23 protein-coding genes and 1 pseudogene are annotated in these 21,369 nt (G+C 68.9%); 20 read left to right on the forward strand and 4 right to left on the reverse strand.

Features of this window, described 5'->3' with window-relative positions:
• The first annotated feature begins 3 nt into the window (after positions 1-3).
• The 15 genes from mrdA to rsfS all read left to right on the forward strand — a co-directional run bounded on the left by mrdA (position 4) and on the right by rsfS (position 15,366).
• On the forward strand, positions 4-2,034 hold the full coding sequence (gene mrdA, locus BN3001_RS02865) for a penicillin-binding protein 2 (RefSeq protein WP_058270305.1): 2,031 nt from the start codon (positions 4-6) through the stop codon (positions 2,032-2,034).
• A 76-nt stretch (positions 2,035-2,110) separates the two neighbouring features.
• Positions 2,111-3,268: an FtsW/RodA/SpoVE family cell cycle protein gene (locus tag BN3001_RS02870; RefSeq protein WP_328585287.1), complete on the forward strand. Its 1,158-nt coding sequence runs from the start codon at positions 2,111-2,113 to the stop codon at positions 3,266-3,268.
• A gap of 41 nt (positions 3,269-3,309) precedes the next feature.
• Positions 3,310-4,215, forward strand: a complete 906-nt coding sequence (locus BN3001_RS02875) for a hypothetical protein (protein WP_058270306.1) — start codon at positions 3,310-3,312, stop codon at positions 4,213-4,215.
• Positions 4,184-6,067, forward strand: coding sequence for a TIGR03960 family B12-binding radical SAM protein (locus tag BN3001_RS02880; protein ID WP_058270307.1), 1,884 nt, complete (start codon positions 4,184-4,186; stop codon positions 6,065-6,067). The genes BN3001_RS02875 and BN3001_RS02880 overlap by 32 nt, the downstream gene beginning before the upstream one ends.
• Entirely contained in the window at positions 6,057-6,812 is a 756-nt protein-coding gene (locus BN3001_RS02885; protein ID WP_082629942.1) for a TIGR03936 family radical SAM-associated protein, read from the forward strand. Before BN3001_RS02880 ends, BN3001_RS02885 begins: the two co-directional genes overlap by 11 nt.
• A gap of 94 nt (positions 6,813-6,906) precedes the next feature.
• Positions 6,907-7,221 (forward strand): 50S ribosomal protein L21, encoded by a 315-nt coding sequence (rplU, locus tag BN3001_RS02890; RefSeq protein ID WP_058270309.1) that lies wholly within the window; start codon positions 6,907-6,909, stop codon positions 7,219-7,221.
• A 40-nt stretch (positions 7,222-7,261) separates the two neighbouring features.
• On the forward strand, positions 7,262-7,510 hold the full coding sequence (gene rpmA, locus BN3001_RS02895) for a 50S ribosomal protein L27 (protein ID WP_058270310.1): 249 nt from the start codon (positions 7,262-7,264) through the stop codon (positions 7,508-7,510).
• 348 nt (positions 7,511-7,858) lie between these two features.
• The gene (locus tag BN3001_RS02900) at positions 7,859-8,419 is read left to right on the forward strand and encodes a hypothetical protein (protein WP_058270311.1); all 561 of its coding nucleotides are present in this window, start codon (positions 7,859-7,861) and stop codon (positions 8,417-8,419) included.
• A 78-nt stretch (positions 8,420-8,497) separates the two neighbouring features.
• Positions 8,498-10,282 carry an ABC transporter ATP-binding protein gene (locus BN3001_RS02905; RefSeq protein ID WP_328585282.1) on the forward strand — a complete coding sequence of 595 codons (1,785 nt, stop codon included), beginning with the start codon at positions 8,498-8,500 and terminating at the stop codon, positions 10,280-10,282.
• Positions 10,282-11,028 carry an energy-coupling factor transporter transmembrane component T family protein gene (locus BN3001_RS02910; protein WP_058270312.1) on the forward strand — a complete coding sequence of 249 codons (747 nt, stop codon included), beginning with the start codon at positions 10,282-10,284 and terminating at the stop codon, positions 11,026-11,028. Before BN3001_RS02905 ends, BN3001_RS02910 begins: the two co-directional genes overlap by 1 nt.
• A gap of 29 nt (positions 11,029-11,057) precedes the next feature.
• Positions 11,058-12,428 (forward strand): GTPase ObgE, encoded by a 1,371-nt coding sequence (gene obgE / locus BN3001_RS02915; protein WP_197407444.1) that lies wholly within the window; start codon positions 11,058-11,060, stop codon positions 12,426-12,428.
• Positions 12,425-13,549, forward strand: coding sequence for a glutamate 5-kinase (gene proB, locus BN3001_RS02920; RefSeq protein ID WP_058270313.1), 1,125 nt, complete (start codon positions 12,425-12,427; stop codon positions 13,547-13,549). Before obgE ends, proB begins: the two co-directional genes overlap by 4 nt.
• A 7-nt stretch (positions 13,550-13,556) precedes the next feature.
• Entirely contained in the window at positions 13,557-14,282 is a 726-nt protein-coding gene (gene nadD / locus BN3001_RS02925; RefSeq protein WP_058270314.1) for a nicotinate-nucleotide adenylyltransferase, read from the forward strand.
• A complete protein-coding gene (gene yqeK / locus BN3001_RS02930; protein ID WP_058270315.1) occupies positions 14,279-14,929 on the forward strand; it encodes a bis(5'-nucleosyl)-tetraphosphatase (symmetrical) YqeK in 651 nt (216 codons plus the stop codon). Before nadD ends, yqeK begins: the two co-directional genes overlap by 4 nt.
• A gap of 38 nt (positions 14,930-14,967) precedes the next feature.
• A complete protein-coding gene (gene rsfS / locus BN3001_RS02935) occupies positions 14,968-15,366 on the forward strand; it encodes a ribosome silencing factor (protein ID WP_058270316.1) in 399 nt (132 codons plus the stop codon).
• A gap of 52 nt (positions 15,367-15,418) precedes the next feature.
• On the opposite strand, the gene BN3001_RS02940 is transcribed toward rsfS, so the two are convergent.
• The 4 genes and pseudogenes from BN3001_RS02940 to BN3001_RS02955 all read right to left on the reverse strand — a co-directional run bounded on the left by BN3001_RS02940 (position 15,419) and on the right by BN3001_RS02955 (position 18,581).
• Positions 15,419-15,859, reverse strand: coding sequence for a DinB/UmuC family translesion DNA polymerase (locus BN3001_RS02940; RefSeq protein ID WP_058270317.1), 441 nt, complete (start codon positions 15,857-15,859; stop codon positions 15,419-15,421).
• 170 nt (positions 15,860-16,029) lie between these two features.
• A pseudogene (locus BN3001_RS02945) lies at positions 16,030-16,596 on the reverse strand (Y-family DNA polymerase); the annotation flags it as partial.
• Positions 16,597-17,865, reverse strand: a complete 1,269-nt coding sequence (locus BN3001_RS02950) for a sensor histidine kinase (protein WP_058270537.1) — start codon at positions 17,863-17,865, stop codon at positions 16,597-16,599.
• Between the two features lie 29 nt (positions 17,866-17,894).
• Positions 17,895-18,581 (reverse strand): response regulator transcription factor, encoded by a 687-nt coding sequence (locus BN3001_RS02955; RefSeq protein ID WP_058270318.1) that lies wholly within the window; start codon positions 18,579-18,581, stop codon positions 17,895-17,897.
• 268 nt (positions 18,582-18,849) lie between these two features.
• Here BN3001_RS02955 and rpsP point away from each other — a divergent pair, with 268 nt between their 5' ends.
• From rpsP to lepB, 5 genes are read left to right on the forward strand one after another with little or no spacing between them, the layout of a single operon-like run.
• Complete coding sequence (gene rpsP, locus BN3001_RS02960) at positions 18,850-19,173, forward strand: 30S ribosomal protein S16 (RefSeq protein ID WP_058270319.1); 324 nt, start codon at positions 18,850-18,852, stop codon at positions 19,171-19,173.
• Between the two features lie 5 nt (positions 19,174-19,178).
• Positions 19,179-19,457 (forward strand): KH domain-containing protein, encoded by a 279-nt coding sequence (locus BN3001_RS02965; protein WP_058270320.1) that lies wholly within the window; start codon positions 19,179-19,181, stop codon positions 19,455-19,457.
• Positions 19,458-19,460: 3 nt separating this feature from the next.
• Positions 19,461-20,006 (forward strand): ribosome maturation factor RimM, encoded by a 546-nt coding sequence (locus BN3001_RS02970; protein ID WP_058270321.1) that lies wholly within the window; start codon positions 19,461-19,463, stop codon positions 20,004-20,006.
• Positions 20,003-20,755 carry a tRNA (guanosine(37)-N1)-methyltransferase TrmD gene (trmD, locus tag BN3001_RS02975; protein ID WP_058270322.1) on the forward strand — a complete coding sequence of 251 codons (753 nt, stop codon included), beginning with the start codon at positions 20,003-20,005 and terminating at the stop codon, positions 20,753-20,755. The genes BN3001_RS02970 and trmD overlap by 4 nt, the downstream gene beginning before the upstream one ends.
• Positions 20,748-21,344 (forward strand): signal peptidase I, encoded by a 597-nt coding sequence (lepB, locus tag BN3001_RS02980; RefSeq protein WP_082629944.1) that lies wholly within the window; start codon positions 20,748-20,750, stop codon positions 21,342-21,344. The genes trmD and lepB overlap by 8 nt, the downstream gene beginning before the upstream one ends.
• Positions 21,345-21,369 lie beyond the last annotated feature (25 nt).

The raw sequence follows: 21,369 nt of genomic DNA on the forward strand, positions 1-21,369 counted from the left end.
CTCGTGAGTCCCGTCATCCTCGTCATCATCGTCCTGCTCGTCATCCTCGCCTGCCTCGTCGCCGCCTTTGTTATGCTCGGCAGGGGGACGACGCGCTTTACCTTTGACATCGGCGGCGGGGTGCCGCGCGCGTCGGGCGGCAACGACAGCTCTGCCGAGACGGGCTTCAAGAACCGCCTTCTCGGCCTGAGCGTCTTTGCCGGCTCCGTCATAGGCGCCCTCCTCCTCAAGCTCTGGTCCATGCAGCTGGTCTCCGCCGACGACTACAGCGCGCAGGCCGAGAGCAACCGGACGCGCACCATCTCGGTGGTCGCGCCGCGCGGCCGCATCCTCGACCGTCACGGCAGCGAGCTCGTCTCCAACCGGGCAAGCCTGTGCGTGGTGGCCAAGTCCGACGTCGCCGGCGACGCCATCGAGGTCAAGCTGCTCGCCAACCTCATCGGCATGCCGGCGATGGCCGTCAAGCGCAAGATCGAGAGCACGAGCGAGGGCGCCCAGAGCATGAGGACCGTCGCCGAGGACGTGTCGCGGCGCATCGTCGCCTACATCGACGAGCACACGAACCTCTTTCCGGGCGTCCAGGTGACCCAACGGACCCAGCGGCTCTATCCCAACGGCAGCCTGGCCGCCCACGTGCTGGGCTATACCGGCGCCATCACGGCCGACCAGGTGGACGCCCTCGGCAAGGCGTCGGGGGGCTCCATCAGCTACGAGCTGGGCGACACGGTGGGGCAGGCGGGCATCGAGTACCAGTACGAGAGCGTCCTGCAGGGCATCAAGGGGACGCAGACCGTCTACGTCGATGCGGACGGCAACGTCCTGAGCACGTCGAGCAAGGTCGAGCCCCAGAGCGGGTCCGACATCACGCTGACGATCGACAAGGACGTCCAGGCCGCCGCCGAGGCGTCCCTGGCGGGCCACATCAAGCGCCTGCACGACGCCGGCAGGCAGGACTGCAACGGCGGCGCCGTCGTGGTCCTGGACGCCACGAACGGCGACGTGCTGGCCCTGGCGAGCTATCCCACCTATTCGCCCAACGTCTTCGTGGGCGGCATCGCCAACGACGACTGGACGGACCTGTCGTCGGACGCCGCCAACAACCCCATGCTCAACCGCGCCATCGCCGGCCAGTACCCCTCGGGCTCGGTCATCAAGCCCCTCACCGCCTTCGCCGCGCTCAACTACGGCATCGCCACGGACGCCTCGACCTACGTCTGCACCGGGTACTGGACGGGCTTCGGGACGGGCTCGGGGCAGTACTGCTGGAACAAGTCGGGGCATGGGTCCATGACGCTCGAGACGGGCATCGTCAACTCCTGCGACGTCGTCTTCTACGAGATCGGCAAGGGCTTCTTCTACGCCGATGACCCCGAGGGCATGCAGGAGACGTTCCGCGCGTGGGGCCTGGGGTCCAAGGAGGGCATCGACCTGCCGGGCGAGGCGGCGGGACGCGTTCCCGACGCTGCCTGGAAGAGGGACTACTACGCCTCCTACAGCTCGGACGACAGCAGCTGGAAGGGAGGAGACGACACCAACCTCGCCATCGGCCAGGGCGACCTGCTCGTGACGCCGCTCCAGATGTGCTGCGTCTACGCGGGCATCGCCATGGGCGGGACCGTCTACAAGCCTCACCTGCTCAAGTCCGTGGACGCCGCCGTGGGCGCGGGCACGGTCATCGACTACAAGGCCAGCGAGACATATCAGGTCAACGAGGCGGACGACAACCTCTCCCTCGTCAGGCGCGCGCTCAAGGGCGTCATCTATCAGGAGTCGGCGGCCCAGGCCTCGCACTTCACGACGCTCCCGGTGACGGTGGCGGGCAAGACGGGATCGGCCGAGACGGCCAAGAGCCAGCCCGACGGCTGGTTCGTCGCCTACGCGCCCTATGACGCGCCCCGCTACGTGATAGCCGCGACGATCGAGTACGGCGGCTACGGCAACGAGGGCGCCATGCTCGTGGTCCGTGACGTCCTGGGCCAGATCTATGACTGCCCGGACACGTCAACCCAGCAGACTTCCAGCGGAGAGAGGTAGCATGGCCCGGGGAACCAACATGGGGGAGGCGCTCGGCTCGGTCGTGAGGGGCGCGGGCATGGCCGTGAGCCAGGCCATGGAGAAGAACTTCCGGAGCCCCCGGGCGGGAGGCAGCGCCCGCAGCCGCTCCAACTTCTACCGGCCGCAGCTGCTGGCGGCGCTCGGCCTCGTGGCCTTCGGGGCGCTCGTCATCTGGACGGCGTCACTCACCATTGCCGACGCCTCCTTCCCGCGCCACTGCGTCGGCATCGTCCTGGGGCTCGTCGCGGCGTTTCTCGTCTGGCGCTATGACTATCGCGTGCTCGGCAACGCGTCGCGGGCCCTTTTCATAGCGGACGTCGCGCTCATGATGCTGCCCCTCGTCCCGGGACTGGGCTGGTCGGCGAAGGGCGCCACGGGCTGGGTCAAGGTGCCCTTCGTTCCCTTGACCTTCCAGCCCTCCGAGTTCGCCAAGCTGGCGACCATCTACCTCATGGCGGCCTTGGGCGCCGAGTACAACGGGCACATCGAGACGCTCAAGGACTACGTCAAGCTCTGCGCCGTCCTCGTCGTCCCCTTTCTCATCATCCTGCTCCAGCCCGACCTCGGGACGGGGCTCATCGTGCTGGTGACGGGAGCCTCCATCATCATCTGCTCGGGCGCGAGGCGCAGCTGGGTCATCGTCACGATCGTCCTCATCGTGCTCTTTGCCACCCTCGTCGTCGTGACGTCGATGACGCCGGGCCTGCCACACCTGCTCAAGACCTATCAGCTCAACCGACTCACCGTGTTCGTCAACTCTTCGGTCGACCCGGCGGGCAACGGCTATAACCTGCAGCAGGCCAAGATCGCCGTGGGCTCGGGCGGCTTCTTTGGCAAGGGCGTCGGCAACGCCACGCAGGCGGGCAGCGGCTTCTTGCCCGAGGCTCACACCGACTTCGTCTTTGCCCTGCTCGCGGAGGAGTTTGGCTTCATAGGGTCCGTGGGGATGCTCGCGCTCTTCGCAGTCATGATCCTCTCGACGATCGCCCTCGCGCAGCGCGTGGAGGCGCCCTTCGGTAAGCTCGTGCTCGCCGGCGTGGCCACCATGTGGTCGTTTCAGCTCCTCCAGAACGTGGGCATGTGCATAGGCATCATGCCCATCACGGGCATCCCCCTCCCGTTCATCAGCTACGGCTCCTCCTCCATGATGGCCCAGCTCACCGCCGTGGGCATGGTACAGTCTGTGTGGCGTCACATCCCCAAGACGGCGTAGGCGCCCGCCCGCGCCGTCGCCGCCCACATCAAGGAGCCACCATGGCAAAGAAGTCCGTGTTCTCGCCCGCCGACCTCGCCGACATGTTCGGGGCGGGCCGCAGGGCCGAGCAAGATCGCATGCGGAGCGTCAACGTCACGATCATGGCGCCGGCCTCTGGCGGCGACGCCTCGCTCACGCAGGCGGTGCGGTCCGCCTTCGTGCCCCAGCTCGTCACGTCCTCCGTAACGGTGCGCTCCCTCTCGGCCCACCCTGACCCGGCGTCGTTCGACGCCGACTGGTGCGTCATCCTTCCGGACCCCAGCGGCACGACCGCCGAGGCGGCCGCGCGCGCGGCGGCGTCGGCCATGGTGGCCGCCTGCGTGGTCGTCGAGTCGAGCCTGGAGGAGCGCGACCTCGGGCTTGCGCCCGAGCTCGAGGGACTCGTCACCTACGTCGTCGCGAGCGACCCCGCGCGGGCCCTGGACGAGATTGCCTCGTGGGCGCTCGCGGCGCGGCCCGAGAAGGCCGTCGCGTTCGCCGCCAACTTCTCCTTCGCCCGCGCGCGGGCGGTGGAGGCCATCGTCGCGCGCTGCGCGCGCGAAAACGCCCTCGTGGGCACCGTCGCGATCATACCGGGGGCGGACCTGCCCGTGATGACGCTGAACCAGGCGAAGATGGCGCTCGAGATCGCCGCCGCGTGCGGCGAGGAGCTCAGGATCGCGAGCGTCGCTGACCTCGCGGGGGTGCTGGGGGCGGGATTTGCCTACCGTGCGCTCGCTCGCGCCCTCGTCGGGGCCATCCCCGGCATCGGCCGGGCCGTCAAGGGGGGCGTGGGCTACCTGGGCACGCAGGCGACGGGGCGGGCCGTCGCCCGTCGCGCCCCTCCTGTCGTCGTGCCCTTCTCAGGCGCCCGACGGCTCCGGGCGGTCGGCGATGAGGCTCGAGCGTCGCGACCGCTTTGCTGAGCTGGAGGCCCTGCTGTGGTCCGTCGAGAAGCCGGTGCGCTACCTGGACCACGAGTGGGGCGCCTGCGCCAACCAGGAGGGCCCCTTCCACGTCTGCCTGCTCTATCCCGACGTCTACGAGGTGGGTCAGCCCAACCTGGGGCTCTCCATCCTCTACGGCGCCGTCAACGCCGCCGAGGGCCTGTCCTGTGAGCGTTCCTACCTGCCCTGGACGGACCTGATCGACCTCATGCGCGCCAACGACGTGCCGCTCCTCTCGCTCGAGACGTCCTCGCCGGTCGCGAGCTTTGACGTCGTGGGGTTCACGCTCGCCCACGAGCTGGCCTGCACCAACATCCTCGAGGCGCTTGACCTCGCGCGCATCCCCCTCAGGTCATGCGAGCGCGCGGAGGATGACGCGATCGTCGTCGCGGGAGGTCCCTCCGTCTGGAACTGCGAGCCCGTCGCGCCCGTCTTTGACGCCATTCTGCTCGGGGACGGCGAGGAGGCTCTCGTCGAGATGTGTCGCGTGGTGCGAGAGGGCAGGGCCGCCCGCCGGTGCCGTCGTGACATCCTGCGCTCGCTTGCGCGCGTCCAGGGGGTCTACGTCCCCGCGCTGTATGACGTGGTCGTGGACGAGCGTGCCACGCGCTGGGGCCGGGCGGTCCCCAGACCGGGGGAGGACGTGCCGCGCATCGTCCTCAAGCGCTCCCTCGCCCGACTCGACGAGTCCGACCCCCTTCCCCAGAAGATCGTTCCCTACCTGCCCGTCGTGCAGGACCGACTGGCCATCGAGGTGCTCAGGGGCTGCTGCAGGGGGTGTCGCTTCTGTCAGGCGGGGATGACCTACCGGCCCGTCCGCGAGCGGCCGGCAAAGCAGGTGGTCGCCGCCGCCTGCGACGGCCTGACCAAGCTGGGCCATGACGAGGTGTCACTCACCTCGCTCTCGACGACCGACCACTCGCAGTGCGCCGCCATCCTGCATGAGCTCAACGCCGTCCTGCGGGAGCGGGGGGTGCGCGTGTCCATTCCCTCCCAGCGGCTCGACTCCTTCGGCGTCGACATGGCGGCGGAGGTCGCGGGGTCAAAGCGCGGCGGCCTCACCTTTGCCCCCGAGGCCGGCAGCCAGCGCCTGCGCGACGTCATCAACAAGAACGTCACCGACGAGGACATCGACGCCGCGGCCGCCAACGCCTTCAGGGCGGGTTGGCGGCGCATGAAGCTCTACTTCATGATGGGGCTTCCCACGGAGACCGACGAGGACGTGCTGGGCATCGCGCGCACGGCCGCGCGCGTGCTCGAGCTGGGCCGCTCCCTGGTCGGCAGGGCGGGCAGGTCGAAGGTGTCGGTGTCCGTCTCGGTGGCCGTCCTCGTCCCCAAGGCGCACACGCCCTTCCAGTGGGCGGGCCAGCTTCCCCTGGCACAACTGCGCCGCCGTCAGGAGCTGCTACTTGCGGCCAACCGCGACCGCGCCGTCAAGATCTCCTACCATGACGCCGAGGTCTCGCAGGTGGAGGCCGTCCTGTCACGGATGGGCCGGCAGGGCTTCGAGCTCATCCTGGAGGCCTGGCGGCGCGGCTGCCGCTTTGACGCCTGGATGGACCAGTTTTGCTATGAGGGCTGGGTCGCCGCGGCCGGGGCGTGCGGGCTCGATTTGGACGAGATCGCCTCGACGCCCCTGCCGGCGGACGCGTCCTTGCCCTGGGACCACACCTCGCCCGGCGTTTCCAAGGGCTACCTGCAAAGCGAGTGGCGTCGGGCCCAGGAGGGCCTCACCACGCCCGACTGCACGATGACGGCGTGCACGGGCTGTGGCGTCTGCCCCGTCCTTGGGGTCGACCACGCTCTGGCGGGTGAGCGCCATGCCCAGTAGGGGAGCGAGGAGGCAGGACCAGTTCAGGCTGCGCGTGCGCTACCGCAAGGACGGCCGTCTCGCCTTCCTGGGGCACCTTGAGGTCATCAATACCGTCAACCGCTGCGTGCGGCGCTCGGGCCTGCCCTTTGCCGTGGGGGCGGGCTTCGCCCGCCGCATGCGCCTGCAGTTTTCCCAGGCGCTGCCCGTGGGGGCCTCGTCACGGGAGGAGTTCTTTGACCTCTGGCTCACCGAGCGCGTCGGGGCCGATCGGGCCCTCGCCGCCCTCGCAGGGGCGACGCCGTCCTCACTGGCTCCCTCCCAGGCCGGCTACGTGGCTCACGAGCTGCCGTCCCTCGAAGCCTGGCTCGACCACAGCCTCTGGCGCGTGGGCTTTCTGGGTCCCGTGGACGAGGTCGCCCTGGCTCGCGGCGTCCAGGAGCTCGAGGGGCGCGGGGAGTTCAGCTATCGTCGAGGCGACACGCTCAAGCGCGTCTCGCTCCAGGACACGCTCATGGGCTGGAGGCAATGCGGGAGCGGTGCCGCGACGACGCTCGAGCTGAGCTGCGCCACGGGAGCCGCCGCGGCGCTGAGGCCGCGGGCCCTGGTGACGGCGGCCCTCGCCTCCCAGGGCGTGGCGGACGTCCCCGCCCTGAGGGTGGAGCGTCTTGCCCAGTGGTACGAGCAGGACGGTCGGCGCATGTTCGCCCTTGTGCCGGACGGGGGCCAGGACCACCTCCCACCTCGCGATCGGCACGAAAAATGACCAGGCTGTGAAGCCGCTTTCTTGTTGACGTCACAGCACTGCGCTGGTAAAGTTAAGTGCTGTTGCACGTACCGGCATCATTGAAGGGTAAATCATGTACGCAATCGTTACCACTGGTGGCAAGCAGTATAAGGTTGCCAAGGGCGACATCATCGATGTCGAGAAGCTCGACGCGCAGCCTGGCGACACGGTCCAGCTTGACGTCCTCATGCTCAATGACGGCACGCGGACGGTCGTTGACGCTGCCACGCTCGAGGGCAAGAAGGTCAGCTGCGAGGTCGTCGATCAGTTCAAGGGCAAGAAGGTGCTCGTCTTCAAGCTCAAGAAGCGCAAGCGTTATCACCGCACCCGCGGCCATCGTCAGAACCTGACCAAGCTGCAGGTGTCCGAGCTCCCCGAGCTCGCGTAGCGTTTGGCAACCCAGCGAAAGCAGATAGGCAGGTACTACCATGGCTCACAAGAAAGGCCTCGGCTCCTCCCGTAACGGCCGCGACTCCAACTCCCAGCGTCTGGGCACCAAGATCTTCGGCGGCCAGGCCATCAAGACCGGTCAGATCATCGTCCGCCAGCGCGGCACCCACATCACCCCGGGCGACAACGTCGGTCGCGGCAAGGACGACACCCTCTTTGCCCTCGCCGACGGCGTCGTCGAGTTCACGAAGGGCAAGAAGCACTACGTGCACGTGCGCACGGCATAGATGCGTCCCAGAGCGTGCGGGGCTCCCTGCGGGGAGCCCTTTTTGTTTCGACTTGGCTACCACCAGGCGTCTGCGGTCGCCCGGGGCGCGGGATGGGCCTATGCTAGGCACAGGATAGGGAACCAGAGGTGAGAGGGGAGGTCGCCATGCTCGCGAGCGCGTCCAAGGTCATGCGTGGGGCATGGTGGCACGACAGTCTTCCTCCTGGTCGACCGTAGGTCGAGTCCCTCGTCCGTGCGACGCCAAGGGCTCCCGGGTTGACCGGGGGCCCTTTTTTGTCACCCCTCCCGGACGCCCCGCCTCGTCGCTCATCCGCCCGCGCACGACCAGACCAAGAAGGAGAGCATCATGTCAGACGTCATTGAACCCCGCACCGTCACCACCACCTCCCAGGACAAGTCAGGCACGCTCGACGTCGCCGCCCTCGTGCTCGTCGCCATCCTGCTCGCCGCCGGATTCGTGCTCAACCTGACGGTGGGCAAGGCCCTCGGCGCCACGGGCATCCAGCCTGAGTTCGTCATCGCCGCCTACTGCCTCGCCATCCTCATCATCCGGCCCACGGTGGGGCAGACGATCGTGATTGCCCTGCTCGCCGCCACCGTCATCCAGATCACGACCTCCGCACCCGGCGTGGAGTACCTGTGCGACGTGCCCGCCTCCCTCATCATCCTGCTCGCCTCGCGCCTGACGGGGCGCGGCGGGGCCGGCAAGGTCGTCATCCCCTTCGTGGGGTCGTTTCTCACCACGGCGGTGTCGGGCATGATCTTTGCCGGCGTCGTCACCCTCGTCATCCGTGCGGTGCCCGTCTCCTTCGTCGCGATGATGCCCATCGTGTTCGGCACCGCCGTCGCCAACGCGATCATCGTCGCCCTCCTCTATCTGCCCCTCAAGAAGGCTGCCAAGCGCTAAGCTAGGTGTCCGTGGAAGGGTCGCCGTGCGGCCCTTCCACGGAACGGCCCGTCTCGACGCACGAAGGGAAGGAGCGGCGTGCCCAGCACTGACCACAACGCGCCCGGCATTGATTCCGGCGCGCCCATGGTGAGCCTCGAGCGGGTCTCGTTCACTTACGAGGGCGAAAAGCGCCCCGCCGTGCGAGACCTGTCCCTCTCCATACCCCGAGGCGACCTCCTCGGCATCATCGGACCCTCGGGCTCGGGCAAGACGACGCTCGCCTCCATCCTCTCGGGCGCGGTGCCGCATCACTTCGCGGGCGAGTTCAGGGGCGTCTGCCGCGTGGACGGGCTCGACACCTGCCAGGTCCCGCTCACGGACGTGTCGCGCAGGGTCGGGTCGGTCCTCCAGGACATCGACGCGCAGATGGTCGCCGCCAACGTCGAGGACGAGCTCCTCTTTGGGGTCGAGAACTTCGGCGTGGCCCACGACGAGATTCCCGATCGCGTGCGGGAGGCGCTTGCGACCTGCGGCATCCTCGACCTCGCGCATCGGGACATCGCCACGCTCTCGGGCGGCCAGAAGCAGAAGGTCGCCATCGCCGCGATCCTGGCCCTGAGGGCGCCCGTCATGGTGCTCGACGAGCCCACCGCCGCCCTCGACCCCGTCTCGTCACGGGCGGTCTTTGACACCCTGCGCGAGCTCGTGACGAGACAGGACATGACCGTCATCGTCATCGAGCAGAAGATCGCGCTGCTGAGCGAGTACTGCGACCATCTGGCCGTCATGGACGACGGCGACGTCGCCCTGCACGGCACGCCGCGCGAGGTCCTGGCGCACGGCGACGAGCTGCGCCGCATCGGGGTGGACTCGCCCCGGGTCACGCGCGTCTCGAACCAGTTCGTGGCCCGTGGTCTCATCGGCGCGCCCGAGGTCTGCCTTACGGTGGGCGAGGCGGAGGACCTCGTCTCGCGCGTGGTGGGACGCGACGCCGCCGACCGGCCGCGCCCCGTCGCGCCCCTGCGCGCCGCCCAGGGACCTGGGGGCCCCGGGGCGGCGTCCGAGGCCGTCCTGAGCTTGGAGCACGTCTCGTTCACGTACCCGGGCAACACCGCCTCGCTCGTGGACGTGAGCCTGGACGTGCGCCCCGGCGAGCTCGTCTGCGTCATCGGACAGAACGGGGCGGGCAAGACGACGGCGACGAAGCTCATGAACGGCCTGCTCAAGCCCTCGTCAGGACGGGTTTGCATCACGGGACTCGACACCGCCCTCACGCGCACCAGCGAGATCGCCCGCCATGTCTCCACGCTCTTCCAGGACCCCGACCGTCAGATATGCAAGGGAAGCGTCGTGGAGGAGGTCGCCTTCAGCCTCGAGCTGCTCGGCGTCCCGCGGGACGAGGCGCTCCGTCGCGCGGCGGACACGGTCGACCACTTCTCGCTGCCCGCGTCGGCGGCGCCCTTCTCGCTCGGGCGCGGGCAGCGCCAGATCGTTGCCCTCGCCTCCGTGGTCGTCACGAACCCCCAGGTCCTCATCCTGGACGAGCCCACGAGCGGGCTTGACTACCGAGAGTGCATGGTCGTCATGGACGCCGTCTCGGCGGCTCGCCAGCAGGGCTGCGCCGTCGTCATGGTCTGCCATGACATGGAGGTCGTGTCGGACTTCGCCACGCGGCTCGTCGTCATGGCCGACGGCCGCGTCATCGCCGACGGCGACGTGGCCGACGTCTTTGCCGACGAGCGCGTCATGCGCGCCGCGAGCGTGCGGCCCCCCGAGATAGCGCGTCTGGCGCGCAGGCTCTCCGAGCGCGTCTCGCCCGCCTATGGACGTGCGCGCGAGGTCGCGGACGTGGTCCTCGTCACGGAAGGGCTGGTGGCATAGTGTCCAGCGTGCTTGACTACAGCGGGGGGACGACGCTTCTGCATCGGTGCAACCCGATCTCCAAGATGGCCCTCGCGGTCGCCTTCTGCGTCGCCACGTTTTTCGCGGACTCCTACCTCGCCCTCGTGGGCCTCATCGCCCTGGTCGTGCTGCTCGGCGTCTACGCCGGGGTCGCGCGGCGCGTCCTGGCGATGCTCGGCGCCTTCCTGGTGCTCGCGTGCTTCATGACGCTCGTCCAGACGCTCATCGTGCGCAGCGGCGACCACGTCGTGCTCTGGGTGACGAGCGACGGTCTCGCCCTCGGCACGCACGTGGCGCTCCGGCTCGTGGCCTTCGCGCTGCCGCTCATGACCATGCTGGCCATCACGCGCTTTTCCGACCTCGCAAATGCCGCCTGCGAGGTGCTGCGCCTGCCGTATCGCTACGCCTTCACGCTCACGACGGCCCTGCGCTTCGTGCCCATCTTCACCGATCAGATGGAGCGCATCATGGAGGCGCAGACGGCTCGCGGCGTGGAGTTTGACACGAGAAACCCCATCCGCAAGCTCATGCTCATGCTGCCCCTCATCGCCCCGCTGCTCATCTCGTCGGTCGGGAAGGCCGACGACACGGCCCTCGCCGCCGAGGAGCGCGGCTTCTACCTGAGGACCCGCGACTCCTCCCTCAAGCGATACCCCTTCAGGCCCGTCGACGTGCCCGTCCTGTGCCTTGCCGTGGCGCTCGTGGTCGTGGGCGTCCTCTTCTAGTACGATGGGGTGCCGGAAAGGAGGGGATCATGCCATCCAGCAGCTTCACTGATCTCTCGCGCATCAACGTCCGCGGCGGCGACGGCGGCGCGGGCTGCATGTCGTTTCGCCGCGAGGCGTACGTGCCCAAGGGCGGGCCGGACGGCGGCGACGGCGGCGACGGCGGCGACGTGGTGCTCGTGGCCGACGCGCAGCTCTCGTCCCTCATCGACTACCGCTTCAAGCATCACTTCCGCGCCGAGCGCGGCACCCATGGGCAGGGCGCCCGCCGCCACGGCTCCGATGGCGCGGACCTCGTCCTCAGGGTCCCGCTGGGCACGCAGGTTCGCGAGCTTGACCCCCAGACGATGGAGCCCGCCTATCTCATCGCGGACCTCACCCGGCCGGGCCAGCGCGTCGTCGTCGCGCCAGGCGGCCAGGGCGGCCGGGGCAACATACACTTCGTGACCTCCGTGCGTCGGGCCCCCGCCTTCGCCGAGAAGGGGGAGCCCGCCCTCGAGCACTGGATAGAGCTCGAGATGAAGCTGATGGCGGACGCCGCCCTCGTGGGCATGCCCTCCGTGGGCAAGAGCTCCCTCATCGCGCGGGTGAGCGCGGCCAGGCCCAAGGTCGCGGACTATCCCTTCACGACGCTCGTTCCCAACCTCGGCATGGTCAGGGCCAAGGACGGCTCGTCCTTCGTCGTGGCAGACGTACCCGGCCTCATCGAGGGTGCGAGCGAGGGCAGGGGCCTGGGCCACGAGTTTCTTCGTCACATCGAGCGCAGCGCCCTCATCCTGCACGTCGTTGACATGACGGGCGGCTTCGAGGGCAGGGACCCGGTAAGGGACTACCGTGCGATCAACGCCGAGCTCGCCGCCTATGCCGACGAGCTGGCGGCGCGACCCCAGGTCGTCGTCGCCAACAAGTGCGACATGCCGGGCATCGCCGACGCGCTCTCTCGCCTCAGGGCGCAGGCCCATGCGGACGGCAGGCCCCTCTTCGAGGTCTCTGCCGTCACCGGTCAGGGAATCGACGAGCTCGTGAGCGCGGTCGCGCGAACGGTCGGTCGCCTCAGGGCCGAAGCGGTCGTCGACGACGGGGCGGCCGGCGAGCTCACGGAGGCCGTCGAGCGCGACCGTCGGCGCAGGGACCGTCATGTGGAGGTCACGCGCGAGTCCCGTCACGTGTGGCGCGTCAGCGGCCCGGCCGTCGAGCGCATGGTGGTCCAGACCGACTGGGACAACGAGGAGGCCGTGGCGTACCTTCAGCATCGCCTCGGGCGCACGGGCATCGACGCCAAGCTCGCCGACGCAGGCTGCGCGACGGGCGACGAGGTGCGCATTCTGGATTTTGCCTTCAGCTACGAGGGCGTCGAGCACGACGAGGGGCCCGATGGCGTTGCGGGTGACGAAAGATGAGCGACGTCATCGACACCGACGGCGTCATCGTCGTCAAGCTCGGCTCCTCCACGCTCGTGGACGCCTCCGAAGGGATTGACGAGGCCTTCATCGGCAGCCTTGCCGACCAGGTGGCCCGTCTGGCGCGCGAGGGCTATCGCGTCATCATTGTCTCCTCGGGGGCCGTCGCCGCAGGCCTCGGGCGTCTGGGATTCACCCGGCGCCCCGCTGACATGCCGAGCCTTCAGGCCTGCGCGTCGGCCGGTCAGGCCGTCCTCACCGAGGTGTACGCCGATGCCCTCTCACGCCACGGCATGACGGTGGGACAGGTCCTCCTCACCCGGCGCGACCTCGCCGACCGTCAGGGCTACCTCAACGCGCGCTCCACCTTGGGAAGGCTGCTCTCGCTGGGCGCCGTCCCCCTCGTCAACGAGAACGACACCGTCTCGGTGACCGAGTTCAACTTCGGCGACAACGACACCCTGGGCGCCATCGTCGCCTGCGCGGTCAACGCGAGCCTCTACGTGATCCTCTCGGACGTGGATGGCCTGCATGCGAGCGACCCCTCCGCCCATCCCGACGCCCCGCTCGTGGCCCGCATCGAGGCCATCACGCCCGAGGTCGAGGCCATGGCGGGCGGGGCGGGCACGTCCGTGGGCACGGGAGGCATGCGCACGAAGCTCAGGGCGGGTCGCATCGCCCTGGCAGGCAAGGTGCCCATGGTGATCTGTCGGGGACGGCAGCCGCAGGTGCTCGAGGACGTGGTGCATGGCAGGCCGGTGGGCACGCGCATCGAGGCTGCGGCGCAGACGTCGCGAGAGTCCGCTCGCAAGCTCTGGCTCGCCACGGCTGAGCTGCCTCGGGGCAGCGTCGTCATAGATGACGGCGCCGTGCGCGCCGTGCTCGAGCGGGGGGCGTCAGTTTTGCCCGTGGGCGTCAGGGGCGTCGAGGGGAGCTTCCTCGAGCAGGACGTCGTCGACGTCCGCGCCGCCGACGGGACCCTCGTGGGGCGGGGCGTCTGCCGCTACTCGTCCGACGACCTCTCACGCTGCAAGGGGCTCAGGCTCGACGTCATCGGGCGCTTCTCTCCCGATAAGGCCACGACGCCCGCCATCCACCGTGACGACCTGCTCATCTTCTAGGAGGCGCATGAATCGGGACACGTGCGACAAGGACGGGGGGGCACGCGCCGACGCCGTGCGCGGCGACCTTCCCCCGCTTGGGGCGGACCCAGGGCGCACCTACCGCCTCGGCATCATGGGCGGCACCTTTGACCCCATTCACAACGGTCACCTCGTGGCGGCGGAGCAGGCCTTTGACGACCTCGGCCTTGACGTGGTCGTGTTCATGCCGGCGGGCCGTCCCGCGTTCAAGCAGGACAGGCACGTGAGCCTCGGCGAGCACCGCTATGCCATGACGCTGCTCGCGACCTCCGACAACCCCCACTTCGTCGCCTCGCGCTTTGAGGTGGACCGCGCGGGCGTCACCTACACCGCCGACACCCTGAGGCTCCTGAGGGACCTGTACCCCGACAACGTGGAGCTCTATTTCATCACGGGCGCCGATGCGGTGGCGGACATCGTGAGCTGGCGCGACGCCGGCACGATCGCCCGGCTCGCCACCCTCGTCGCGGCGACGCGGCCCGGCTACGACCTCGGCCGGGCCGAGCGCGCCATCGACCGCTCCCCGTTTGGCTTTGACGTCATCTACCTTGAGGTTCCGGCCCTCGCGATCTCGTCCAGCTACCTTCGGGCACGCGTCGCCGCCTGCCAGAGCCTGCGCTATCTCACGCCGGACGTCGTGACGGGCTACATCCACAAGCACGCGCTCTACGGGGCCCGACCCACCCGCTACGGGTCATTGGAGGACGCATGACGTCACACGTCGCATCGTCAGGGACCTTGCCGCGCCCGTCCTACGACGAGGGGCGTCGTGAGACGATCGCGCGTCTTGAGGGGGACCTTGAGCGGCACATGCGCGGCCTGAGGCCCCGACGCTTCGAACACTCGCTTTCGGTGGCCCTGACGGCCGAGTCGCTGGCGCGTGCCTACGGCGTCGACCCCTTCGTGGCCCGCTGCGCCGGTATCCTGCACGACTGGGACAAGGTCCTCTCCCCCTCGGAGCAGCTCGAGGCGGCGCGGGAGCTCGACGTCGACCTGGGCGTCGACCTTGCGCTCGTGCTGCCGCTCCTGCACGGCCTCACGGCCGCGCGACGTCTCGCGACCCTCTACCCGGAGCTGCCGCGCGAGGTCTTCAGGGCCATCGAGCTCCATACCTTGGGCTCGGCGGACATGACGCCCCTTGACATGGTGGTCTTCGTGGCGGACGCCATCGAGCCGACGCGCCGGGCGTCTGCCGACATCGAGGAGGTCAGGGCCATGGTGGCCGCCGGCGCGCCGCTCGACGCGGTGTTTGAGCGCATGTTCGTCGCGGGCATCGCCTACGTGCTCAAGACGCGTCGCTATCTGTATACGGGTACGATAGACACATATAACCAGCTGGTGCTGGCGCGCCGTTCGTGAGGGCGCCCGCCCGCGACCAAAGGAGAGGGGTTCGCTACATGACGATGACATCACGTGAGGTGGCGAAGGTTGCCGCGTTGGCGGCGGACGACAAGAAGGCCGCGGACATCCTGCTCCTTGACCTGACGGGGCTCTCTGACGTCTGCGACTACTTCCTCATCTGCACCGCGCAGAACAACCCCCAGCTCGATGCCATCGTCGATGAGGTCCGCCAGAAGGTGAGCGCAAACTGCGGCATCAAGCCGCTCTCGTCCGAGGGGCGCGGCACCGCAAGCTGGGTGCTCATTGACTACGGTTCCCTCGTCGTTCACGTGTTCAAGCCCGAGGCGCGCGACTACTTCAGGCTCGAGCGCCTGTGGGGCGAGGCGCCTCGCGTGGACCTGGGCCTCGAGGGCGCTCTGAGCGAGCCTGCCGCGCCGGGGCCCGTCGCGGGATAGTCCCGAGCCCTCCGGAGACGCCTCGCCGTAGGGCGGGGAGGCGCGGCGCGGGTCAGCCCGTCCCGTCGTGGTTGTTGCCCACCGTGTCCGACAGGGCCTCCCTCAGGCGCAGGTCGCTGCCGCGGGTGAGCGCGCCCGCGCCGAAGCGCGAGCGGATGCTGTCCTCCACCTCGACGAGGCGACGCCGGCCGCCCCCGTCGCCCCCGTCCCGTGTCGTCGGCGTCCCGTCGGGCATGAAGAGGGAGAGCTGCTCCGCCTGCGCCCGGTCGAAGCCGCTGAGCGCGACGCCCACCAGGCGCACGGCAGTCCCCTCGGACCACACGTCGTCGAGCAGCTCCAGGGCCGTCGGGCCAAACACGCGCTCGTCGTCCGTGGGGCGCGCGAGCCGCCGGTGCGCCGTGCGCGTGTGGTCAAGGTCAAAGCGGAGCTTGAGCGTGAGCTCGTCGGCGCGCAGGCCCCTTTTGCGCAGGCGGGGACCCACGAGCGCGCACATGTGGGTCACGGCGGCCTCGAGCTCCCCTCCGCCCGTCTCTTATACACATCTAGATGTGTATAAGAGACCACCCATGCGGACGGCAGGCCCCTCTTCGAGGTCTCTGCCGTCACCGGTCAGGGAATCGACGAGCTCGTGAGCGCGGTCGCGCGAACGGTCGGTCGCCTCAGGGCCGAGACGCCGCTTAAGGCCTCGACGGGCAGCGGGGCCAAGAACGCCTGCGTCTGCGCGTTCCTGACGACGCAGAGGCCGCGCGGCTTGTCGCGCTCGGAGGCGATCTTTGCCACGGTCTTGTTGACGCCCAGGCCTATGGAGCAGCTGATGCCCAGGTCGAGGACGCGGCGCTGGATGCGCCGGCAGATGGCGACGGGGTCCTCGCGCGAGTACCGGCCGGGCGTGACGTCAAAGAAGGCCTCGTCGATGGAAACCTGCTCCACGCGGGGCGTCTCGTCCCCGACGATCGCCATGACGCGCCTCGAAAGCTCGCGGTAGCGCTCGAAGTGCCCCGTCGTCCACATGGCGTCAGGACAGAGCCTCCGCGCCTGCCATGAGGGCATGGCGGAGTGGACGCCATAGCGTCTCGCCTCGTAGGATGCCGTCGACACGACGCCGCGCCGCTGCGGTGACCCTCCCACGATGACGGGCCTGCCGCGCCAGTCGGGATGGTCGAGCTGCTCGACGGAGGCGAAGAAGGCGTCGAGGTCCAAGAGCCCGATGGCAGCTCCCTCCCAGGCCATCTACGCCTCCCTTGCCGAGTGCGGCGACTGGGGCAGGATGACGAAGAAGGTCGTCCCCGCCGCCCTGTCGCTCGTCGCCGCTATGGATCCCCCCTGAGCCTCCGCGATGCCCTTGGCGATGGCCAGGCCCAGGCCAAACCCCCCGGGTGAGTCCGTCCGGGTGCGCGAGCCGTCCGAGCGGTAGAAGCGGTCGAAGACGTGCCTGAGGTCGCCGGGCAAAATCGTCTCGCCCTGGTTGGTGACGGACAGGCGCAGGCGGCGGTGACGCTCCGGGGCGAGACGCACCGTGACCTCGCTGTCCCTGCACGCGTACTTGCAGGCGTTGTCGACGAGGATTCGCACGAGGCGCGAGGTCCAGTCCGGGTCACCCTGGGTATGGAGTCCCTCGACGATCTCGGTCTTGATGGCGCAGCCCCTGTCGAAGGCGATGGCGTCAAACTCGAGGCAGGCGGACTCGACCAGCTCGCTGAGGTCCATCTCGCGGGTGCTGAGAGCGGGGGAGGCGGGGTTGGCGACGCCCTCGTCCGCCTTGGCGAGCTGCAGCAGGTCGACGACGAGGCCCCTCATGCGCCGGGCCTCGTCCCGGGTGCTCTCGACCCAGCGTCGGTCACGCGCAAGGAGCGCGTCCGACCTGAGGAGGATGTCGCTGTTGGCGAGGATGACGGCAAGCGGCGTCTTGAGCTCGTGTGAGGCGTCTGCCACAAAGCGCCGCTGTCGGTCGAAGGCCTCCTGGATGGGCTGGACGACCCAGTCGGCGAGGAACATGGCGATGATGGTGACCGCTCCCAGCGAGAGGACGAAGGCGACGAGCGAACGCGTCACCTGGCTCTTCCAGAAGCGGTTGTAGCCGCTCGCGTCGAGCATGGCGATGCGCAGGTTGCCGTTGGCGAGCCTTCGGGACTTCCAGGCGACGTCGAGGCCGTCCACGCGCCCGTCACCCGACGCGCCCCCCAGCGCCATGGAGACGATTGCCTCGAGATCGTCCGCGTCAAGCGAGACGGACGGGTTGTTGGTGGACAGCACGATGCCGGTGGGGGAGACCTCAAGCGAGGTCACCAGGACGCCGCTGCCGACGGCGGCCTCGGGGCGCATGTCGACGGCGGGCTGGGCCGAGAGCGACCCCTCGAGGTAATGGCCGAGCACCTGATCCATGGCGTTGCTCTTGGCAAGCCAGGAAAACCACAGCGACGCCGCCAGGACGCCCGTGAGGACGAGGCCCACGAGCGTCGTGACGACGATGGTGAACTTTCGCTTGAGCGGCCCGAGCATGCTCACCCCCGACAGAGCGTCGCGTGGCGCTAGCAGTCGTCCTGACCAAAGTACTCAAGACGATAGCCGAGCATGCGCAACGTGGTGATCTGCACCTTCGAGTGGATGTGAGCGACCTTCTTGCGCAAGAACGAGACGTAGGCCTCGACGGAGTTCTCCGAGGCGCCGCCCGTCGTGCCCCAGACCCTGCTGAGGAGGTCCTGCTTCGAGATGACGCGTGCGTTGGAGCTCATGAGCATCTGCATGACGGAGAACTCCTTGCCCGAGAGATGCACCTTGCGCCCGCCGCAGGACAGGTCATGGGTCATGAGGTCGAGCTTGAGGTCGGCAAAGTCCACCTCGTCGATGACGACGTCTCCCTGACGGCGGGTGAGCGCCCTCAGGCGGGCGATGAGCTCTGGCGTCTCGAAGGGCTTGGTCATGTAGTCGTCCGCGCCGGCGTCCAGGCCGCTGACCATGTCGGCGGTGGACGTCTTGGCCGTGAGCATGAGCACGGGCACGGAGTTGCCCGAATGGCGCAGCGCCCTGACGACCTCGATGCCGTCGATGCCCGGAAGCATGATGTCGAGGACGACGGCGTCATAGAGGCCGCTCTGGGCGGCGGCGAGGCCTGAAGGCCCGTCATAGACGGCCTCGGCGTTGAAGTCCTCGTCCTTGAGGATGTGCACGATGGCGTCGGCGAGGTTGCGCTCGTCCTCGACTACCAGGATGTTCATTGCTGCCTCCTGCGGCTGGTGGATGGGGCGTGCTGACGAGACGGGTTCGAGCCATTGTACTATCTGCGCCTGTAATTGGCCTTAAACCACGTTGCCCATCGCGCCTCCACACGACTCACGGCACCTGTCGCCCGCCCGATGGCGCCGGCTCCACAAAAACTGTAGCTTGCGCCAGGTGACGCATGTCGTATCATAAAGAATCGCTTGTGTGGCAATGCGACGCATGACCAAACCGACCGAGGCGTCGCGCGATGTAAGGAGTACTACTTTGGCAGTTAAGATTCGTCTCGCCCGTCACGGCGCAAAGAAGCGTCCGTATTACCGCGTCGTCGTCGCCGACGGCCGCATGCCCCGCGACGGCCGCTACATCGACCTCGTCGGACGCTATAACCCGCTGACGAACCCCAAGACGATCGACATCGACATCGAGAGGGTCGACGAGTGGGTCGCCAAGGGCGCCCAGCCCTCCAACGCCGTCGCCCATCTGATCGACATCGTGAAAAACGGCACTCCCGCCCCCGAGAAGAAGCGCAAGCCCTCCAAGAAGGCTGCCGCCAAGGCCGCCGCGGCCGCCGAAGAGAGCGCGGAGTAGCCGTCGTGGACGAGACACGCGCACCCGAGGTCGAGGAGCTTCCCTCCGACAAGGTGGCCGACCTCGTCGAGTTCGTCGTGTGCGGCTTGGTCACCCACGAGGAGAGCGTCTCCCTTGACGTCACCGACGGTGACGGCGCCTCGCTCATCGAGATCAGCTGCGCCGAGGAGGACGCCGGGCGCGTCATCGGCAAGCGCGGCCGCACCATCAAGGCCATTCGCACCCTGGCCCGGGCGCTGGGCTCCAAGGTGGGATGCGCGGTAGAGGTCGAGGTCCTGGGGTAGACGTTGCGTCAGAGCTTTCGACAGCTTGCGCGCGTCGAGAAGGCGCACGGACGAAGAGGGGAGGTCGTCGCGGTTCCCGTTGACGGCCTCCCGTGCTACCTACGCCCCGGCATGACCGTGTGGGCCGTCCCGCCGCCGCTTAAGGCGCCGAGGCGTCTGATGATTCAGGGCCTCAGGGGCGACGGGGAAGGTCGCCTGGTCTCCTTTGAGGGCGTGGGGGACATCGACGCCGCCTCCGCCTACGTGGGGACCACGCTTCTCGCGGCGACGGACGACCTGCCCGCCGACTTCTGGCTCCATGACGCCCGCACCCTGGTGGGGCGTCCGGTGCGCGACCTGCGTCGCGGGGACGTGGGCAGCATCGTCGAGGTCATGCGGGGCGTCGCCAACGACGGCTGGGTCGTGCGGGGGCCGGACGGCGACCTGCTCGTCGCCGTCGTGGACGAGCAGGTCGTGGGCATTGACGAGGGGGGCGTCGTCGTGGTGCGCCTGCCGGCGGACGCCCGGGCGGCGACGCCCGGCGAGGACGAGGAGGTGTCAGGCTCATGATGATCGAGGCCCTCTCGGTGATCCCGGAGGTCTTTGACCCCTACCTGTCGGCGTCCGTCCTCGGTCGCGCCCGTCGCCGCGGCGTCTTCACCTTCGAGGCGCACGACCTCAGAAGCTGGACGCACGACCGGCATCGCACCGTGGACGACGCCCCCTTCGGCGGAGGCCAGGGCATGCTCATGATGTGCGGACCCCTCTTCGAGGCCGTCGAGGACCTCAGGGCCCGCGGCCCGAGGCGCCCGCACGTGGTGTTTTTCTCGCCCTGCGGACGACCCTACAGCCAGGCGCTGGCGCAGGGGCTCGCCGCCCGCGACCGCCTCCTTCTTGTCTGCGGCCGCTACGAGGGCATGGACGAGCGGGCCTATGAGCTGGCGGACGAGACGGTCTCGCTGGGTGACTACGTCCTGACGGGCGGGGAGCTCGCCGCACTGGCGCTCATCGACTCCGTCGTTCGGCTGCTGCCCGGCGCCCTGGGCGACGAGCAGAGCGCCCAGGACGAGTCGTTCTCGGACGGCCTGCTCGAATACGCGCAGTACACGCGCCCCGCCGACTTTCGGGGCAGGCGGGTGCCCGAGGTGCTCCTGTCGGGCGACCATGCGAAGGTGGACGCCTGGCGCAGGGAGAGCGCCATCAGGCGCACGGCCCGCTGGCGCCCCGACCTCCTGGACGCCGCGACGCTCACGGTGCTCGAGCGCGCCTTCGCAGGGGAGCTCGCGGGCCGGGCGGAAGGGGAGGGCCAGGATGGGTGACATCGATGACGCCTCGGGCGCGGGCGGCGCGCACCTGCGCGAGGAGCGCCGCGATGCCGGCGCCCTCTCGTGGGCCAAGTCCTTCGTCGTCGCCCTCGTCGTGGTGGCGCTGCTGCGCGCCTTCGTCTTCGGCGTCTACTACGTGCCGTCGGGCTCGATGCTCGACACGATTCGCCAGGGTGACCAGCTGGTGGGCGAGAAGGTGTCGTACCGCTTCGTGAGCCCCCGCCCCGGCGACGTCGTCACCTTCGATGACCCCGAGGACCCGGGCACGACCCTCATCAAGCGCGTGGTCGCGACGGCGGGCCAGACGGTGGACATCCATGACGGGAAGGTGTACGTGGACGGCGTCGAGCAGGTGGAGGACTACGTCGAGGGCAGGCCGACCCTCCCGCTCGACCGCCACGCCCCCGCCCTCGCGGCCGACGTCAGCTATCCCTACATCGTGCCCGGCGACCGCGTCTGGGTGATGGGTGACAACCGCACCAACTCGCTCGACTCCCGCTACTTTGGCGCCGTGAGCGTCTCGTCGATCACGTCGCGCGCGCTGTTCATCTATTGGCCCTTCGCCGACGCCAGGGGGCTCTAGCATCCCGTCGGGACGGATTGGAGAC

The organism is Olsenella massiliensis, assembly GCF_001457795.1.
GTDB lineage: Bacteria > Actinomycetota > Coriobacteriia > Coriobacteriales > Atopobiaceae > Olsenella_F > Olsenella_F massiliensis.

Bases quoted from the DNA above. Each gene is read 5' to 3' on its own strand.
- BN3001_RS02900 (WP_058270311.1), top strand. From the start codon at position 7,859: ATGTCAGACGTCATTGAACCCCGCACCGTCACCACCACCTCCCAGGAC.
- BN3001_RS02950 (WP_058270537.1), bottom strand. From the start codon at position 17,865: ATGCTCGGGCCGCTCAAGCGAAAGTTCACCATCGTCGTCACGACGCTC.
- BN3001_RS02955 (WP_058270318.1), bottom strand. From the start codon at position 18,581: ATGAACATCCTGGTAGTCGAGGACGAGCGCAACCTCGCCGACGCCATC.
- rpmA (WP_058270310.1), top strand. From the start codon at position 7,262: ATGGCTCACAAGAAAGGCCTCGGCTCCTCCCGTAACGGCCGCGACTCC.
- BN3001_RS02940 (WP_058270317.1), bottom strand. From the start codon at position 15,859: ATGTGCGCGCTCGTGGGTCCCCGCCTGCGCAAAAGGGGCCTGCGCGCC.
- nadD (WP_058270314.1), top strand. From the start codon at position 13,557: ATGAATCGGGACACGTGCGACAAGGACGGGGGGGCACGCGCCGACGCC.
- BN3001_RS02880 (WP_058270307.1), top strand. From the start codon at position 4,184: ATGAGGCTCGAGCGTCGCGACCGCTTTGCTGAGCTGGAGGCCCTGCTG.
- yqeK (WP_058270315.1), top strand. From the start codon at position 14,279: ATGACGTCACACGTCGCATCGTCAGGGACCTTGCCGCGCCCGTCCTAC.
- rplU (WP_058270309.1), top strand. From the start codon at position 6,907: ATGTACGCAATCGTTACCACTGGTGGCAAGCAGTATAAGGTTGCCAAG.
- rsfS (WP_058270316.1), top strand. From the start codon at position 14,968: ATGACGATGACATCACGTGAGGTGGCGAAGGTTGCCGCGTTGGCGGCG.
- obgE (WP_197407444.1), top strand. From the start codon at position 11,058: ATGCCATCCAGCAGCTTCACTGATCTCTCGCGCATCAACGTCCGCGGC.
- lepB (WP_082629944.1), top strand. From the start codon at position 20,748: ATGGGTGACATCGATGACGCCTCGGGCGCGGGCGGCGCGCACCTGCGC.
- proB (WP_058270313.1), top strand. From the start codon at position 12,425: ATGAGCGACGTCATCGACACCGACGGCGTCATCGTCGTCAAGCTCGGC.
- trmD (WP_058270322.1), top strand. From the start codon at position 20,003: ATGATGATCGAGGCCCTCTCGGTGATCCCGGAGGTCTTTGACCCCTAC.
- BN3001_RS02885 (WP_082629942.1), top strand. From the start codon at position 6,057: ATGCCCAGTAGGGGAGCGAGGAGGCAGGACCAGTTCAGGCTGCGCGTG.
- BN3001_RS02875 (WP_058270306.1), top strand. From the start codon at position 3,310: ATGGCAAAGAAGTCCGTGTTCTCGCCCGCCGACCTCGCCGACATGTTC.
- BN3001_RS02870 (WP_328585287.1), top strand. From the start codon at position 2,111: ATGGAGAAGAACTTCCGGAGCCCCCGGGCGGGAGGCAGCGCCCGCAGC.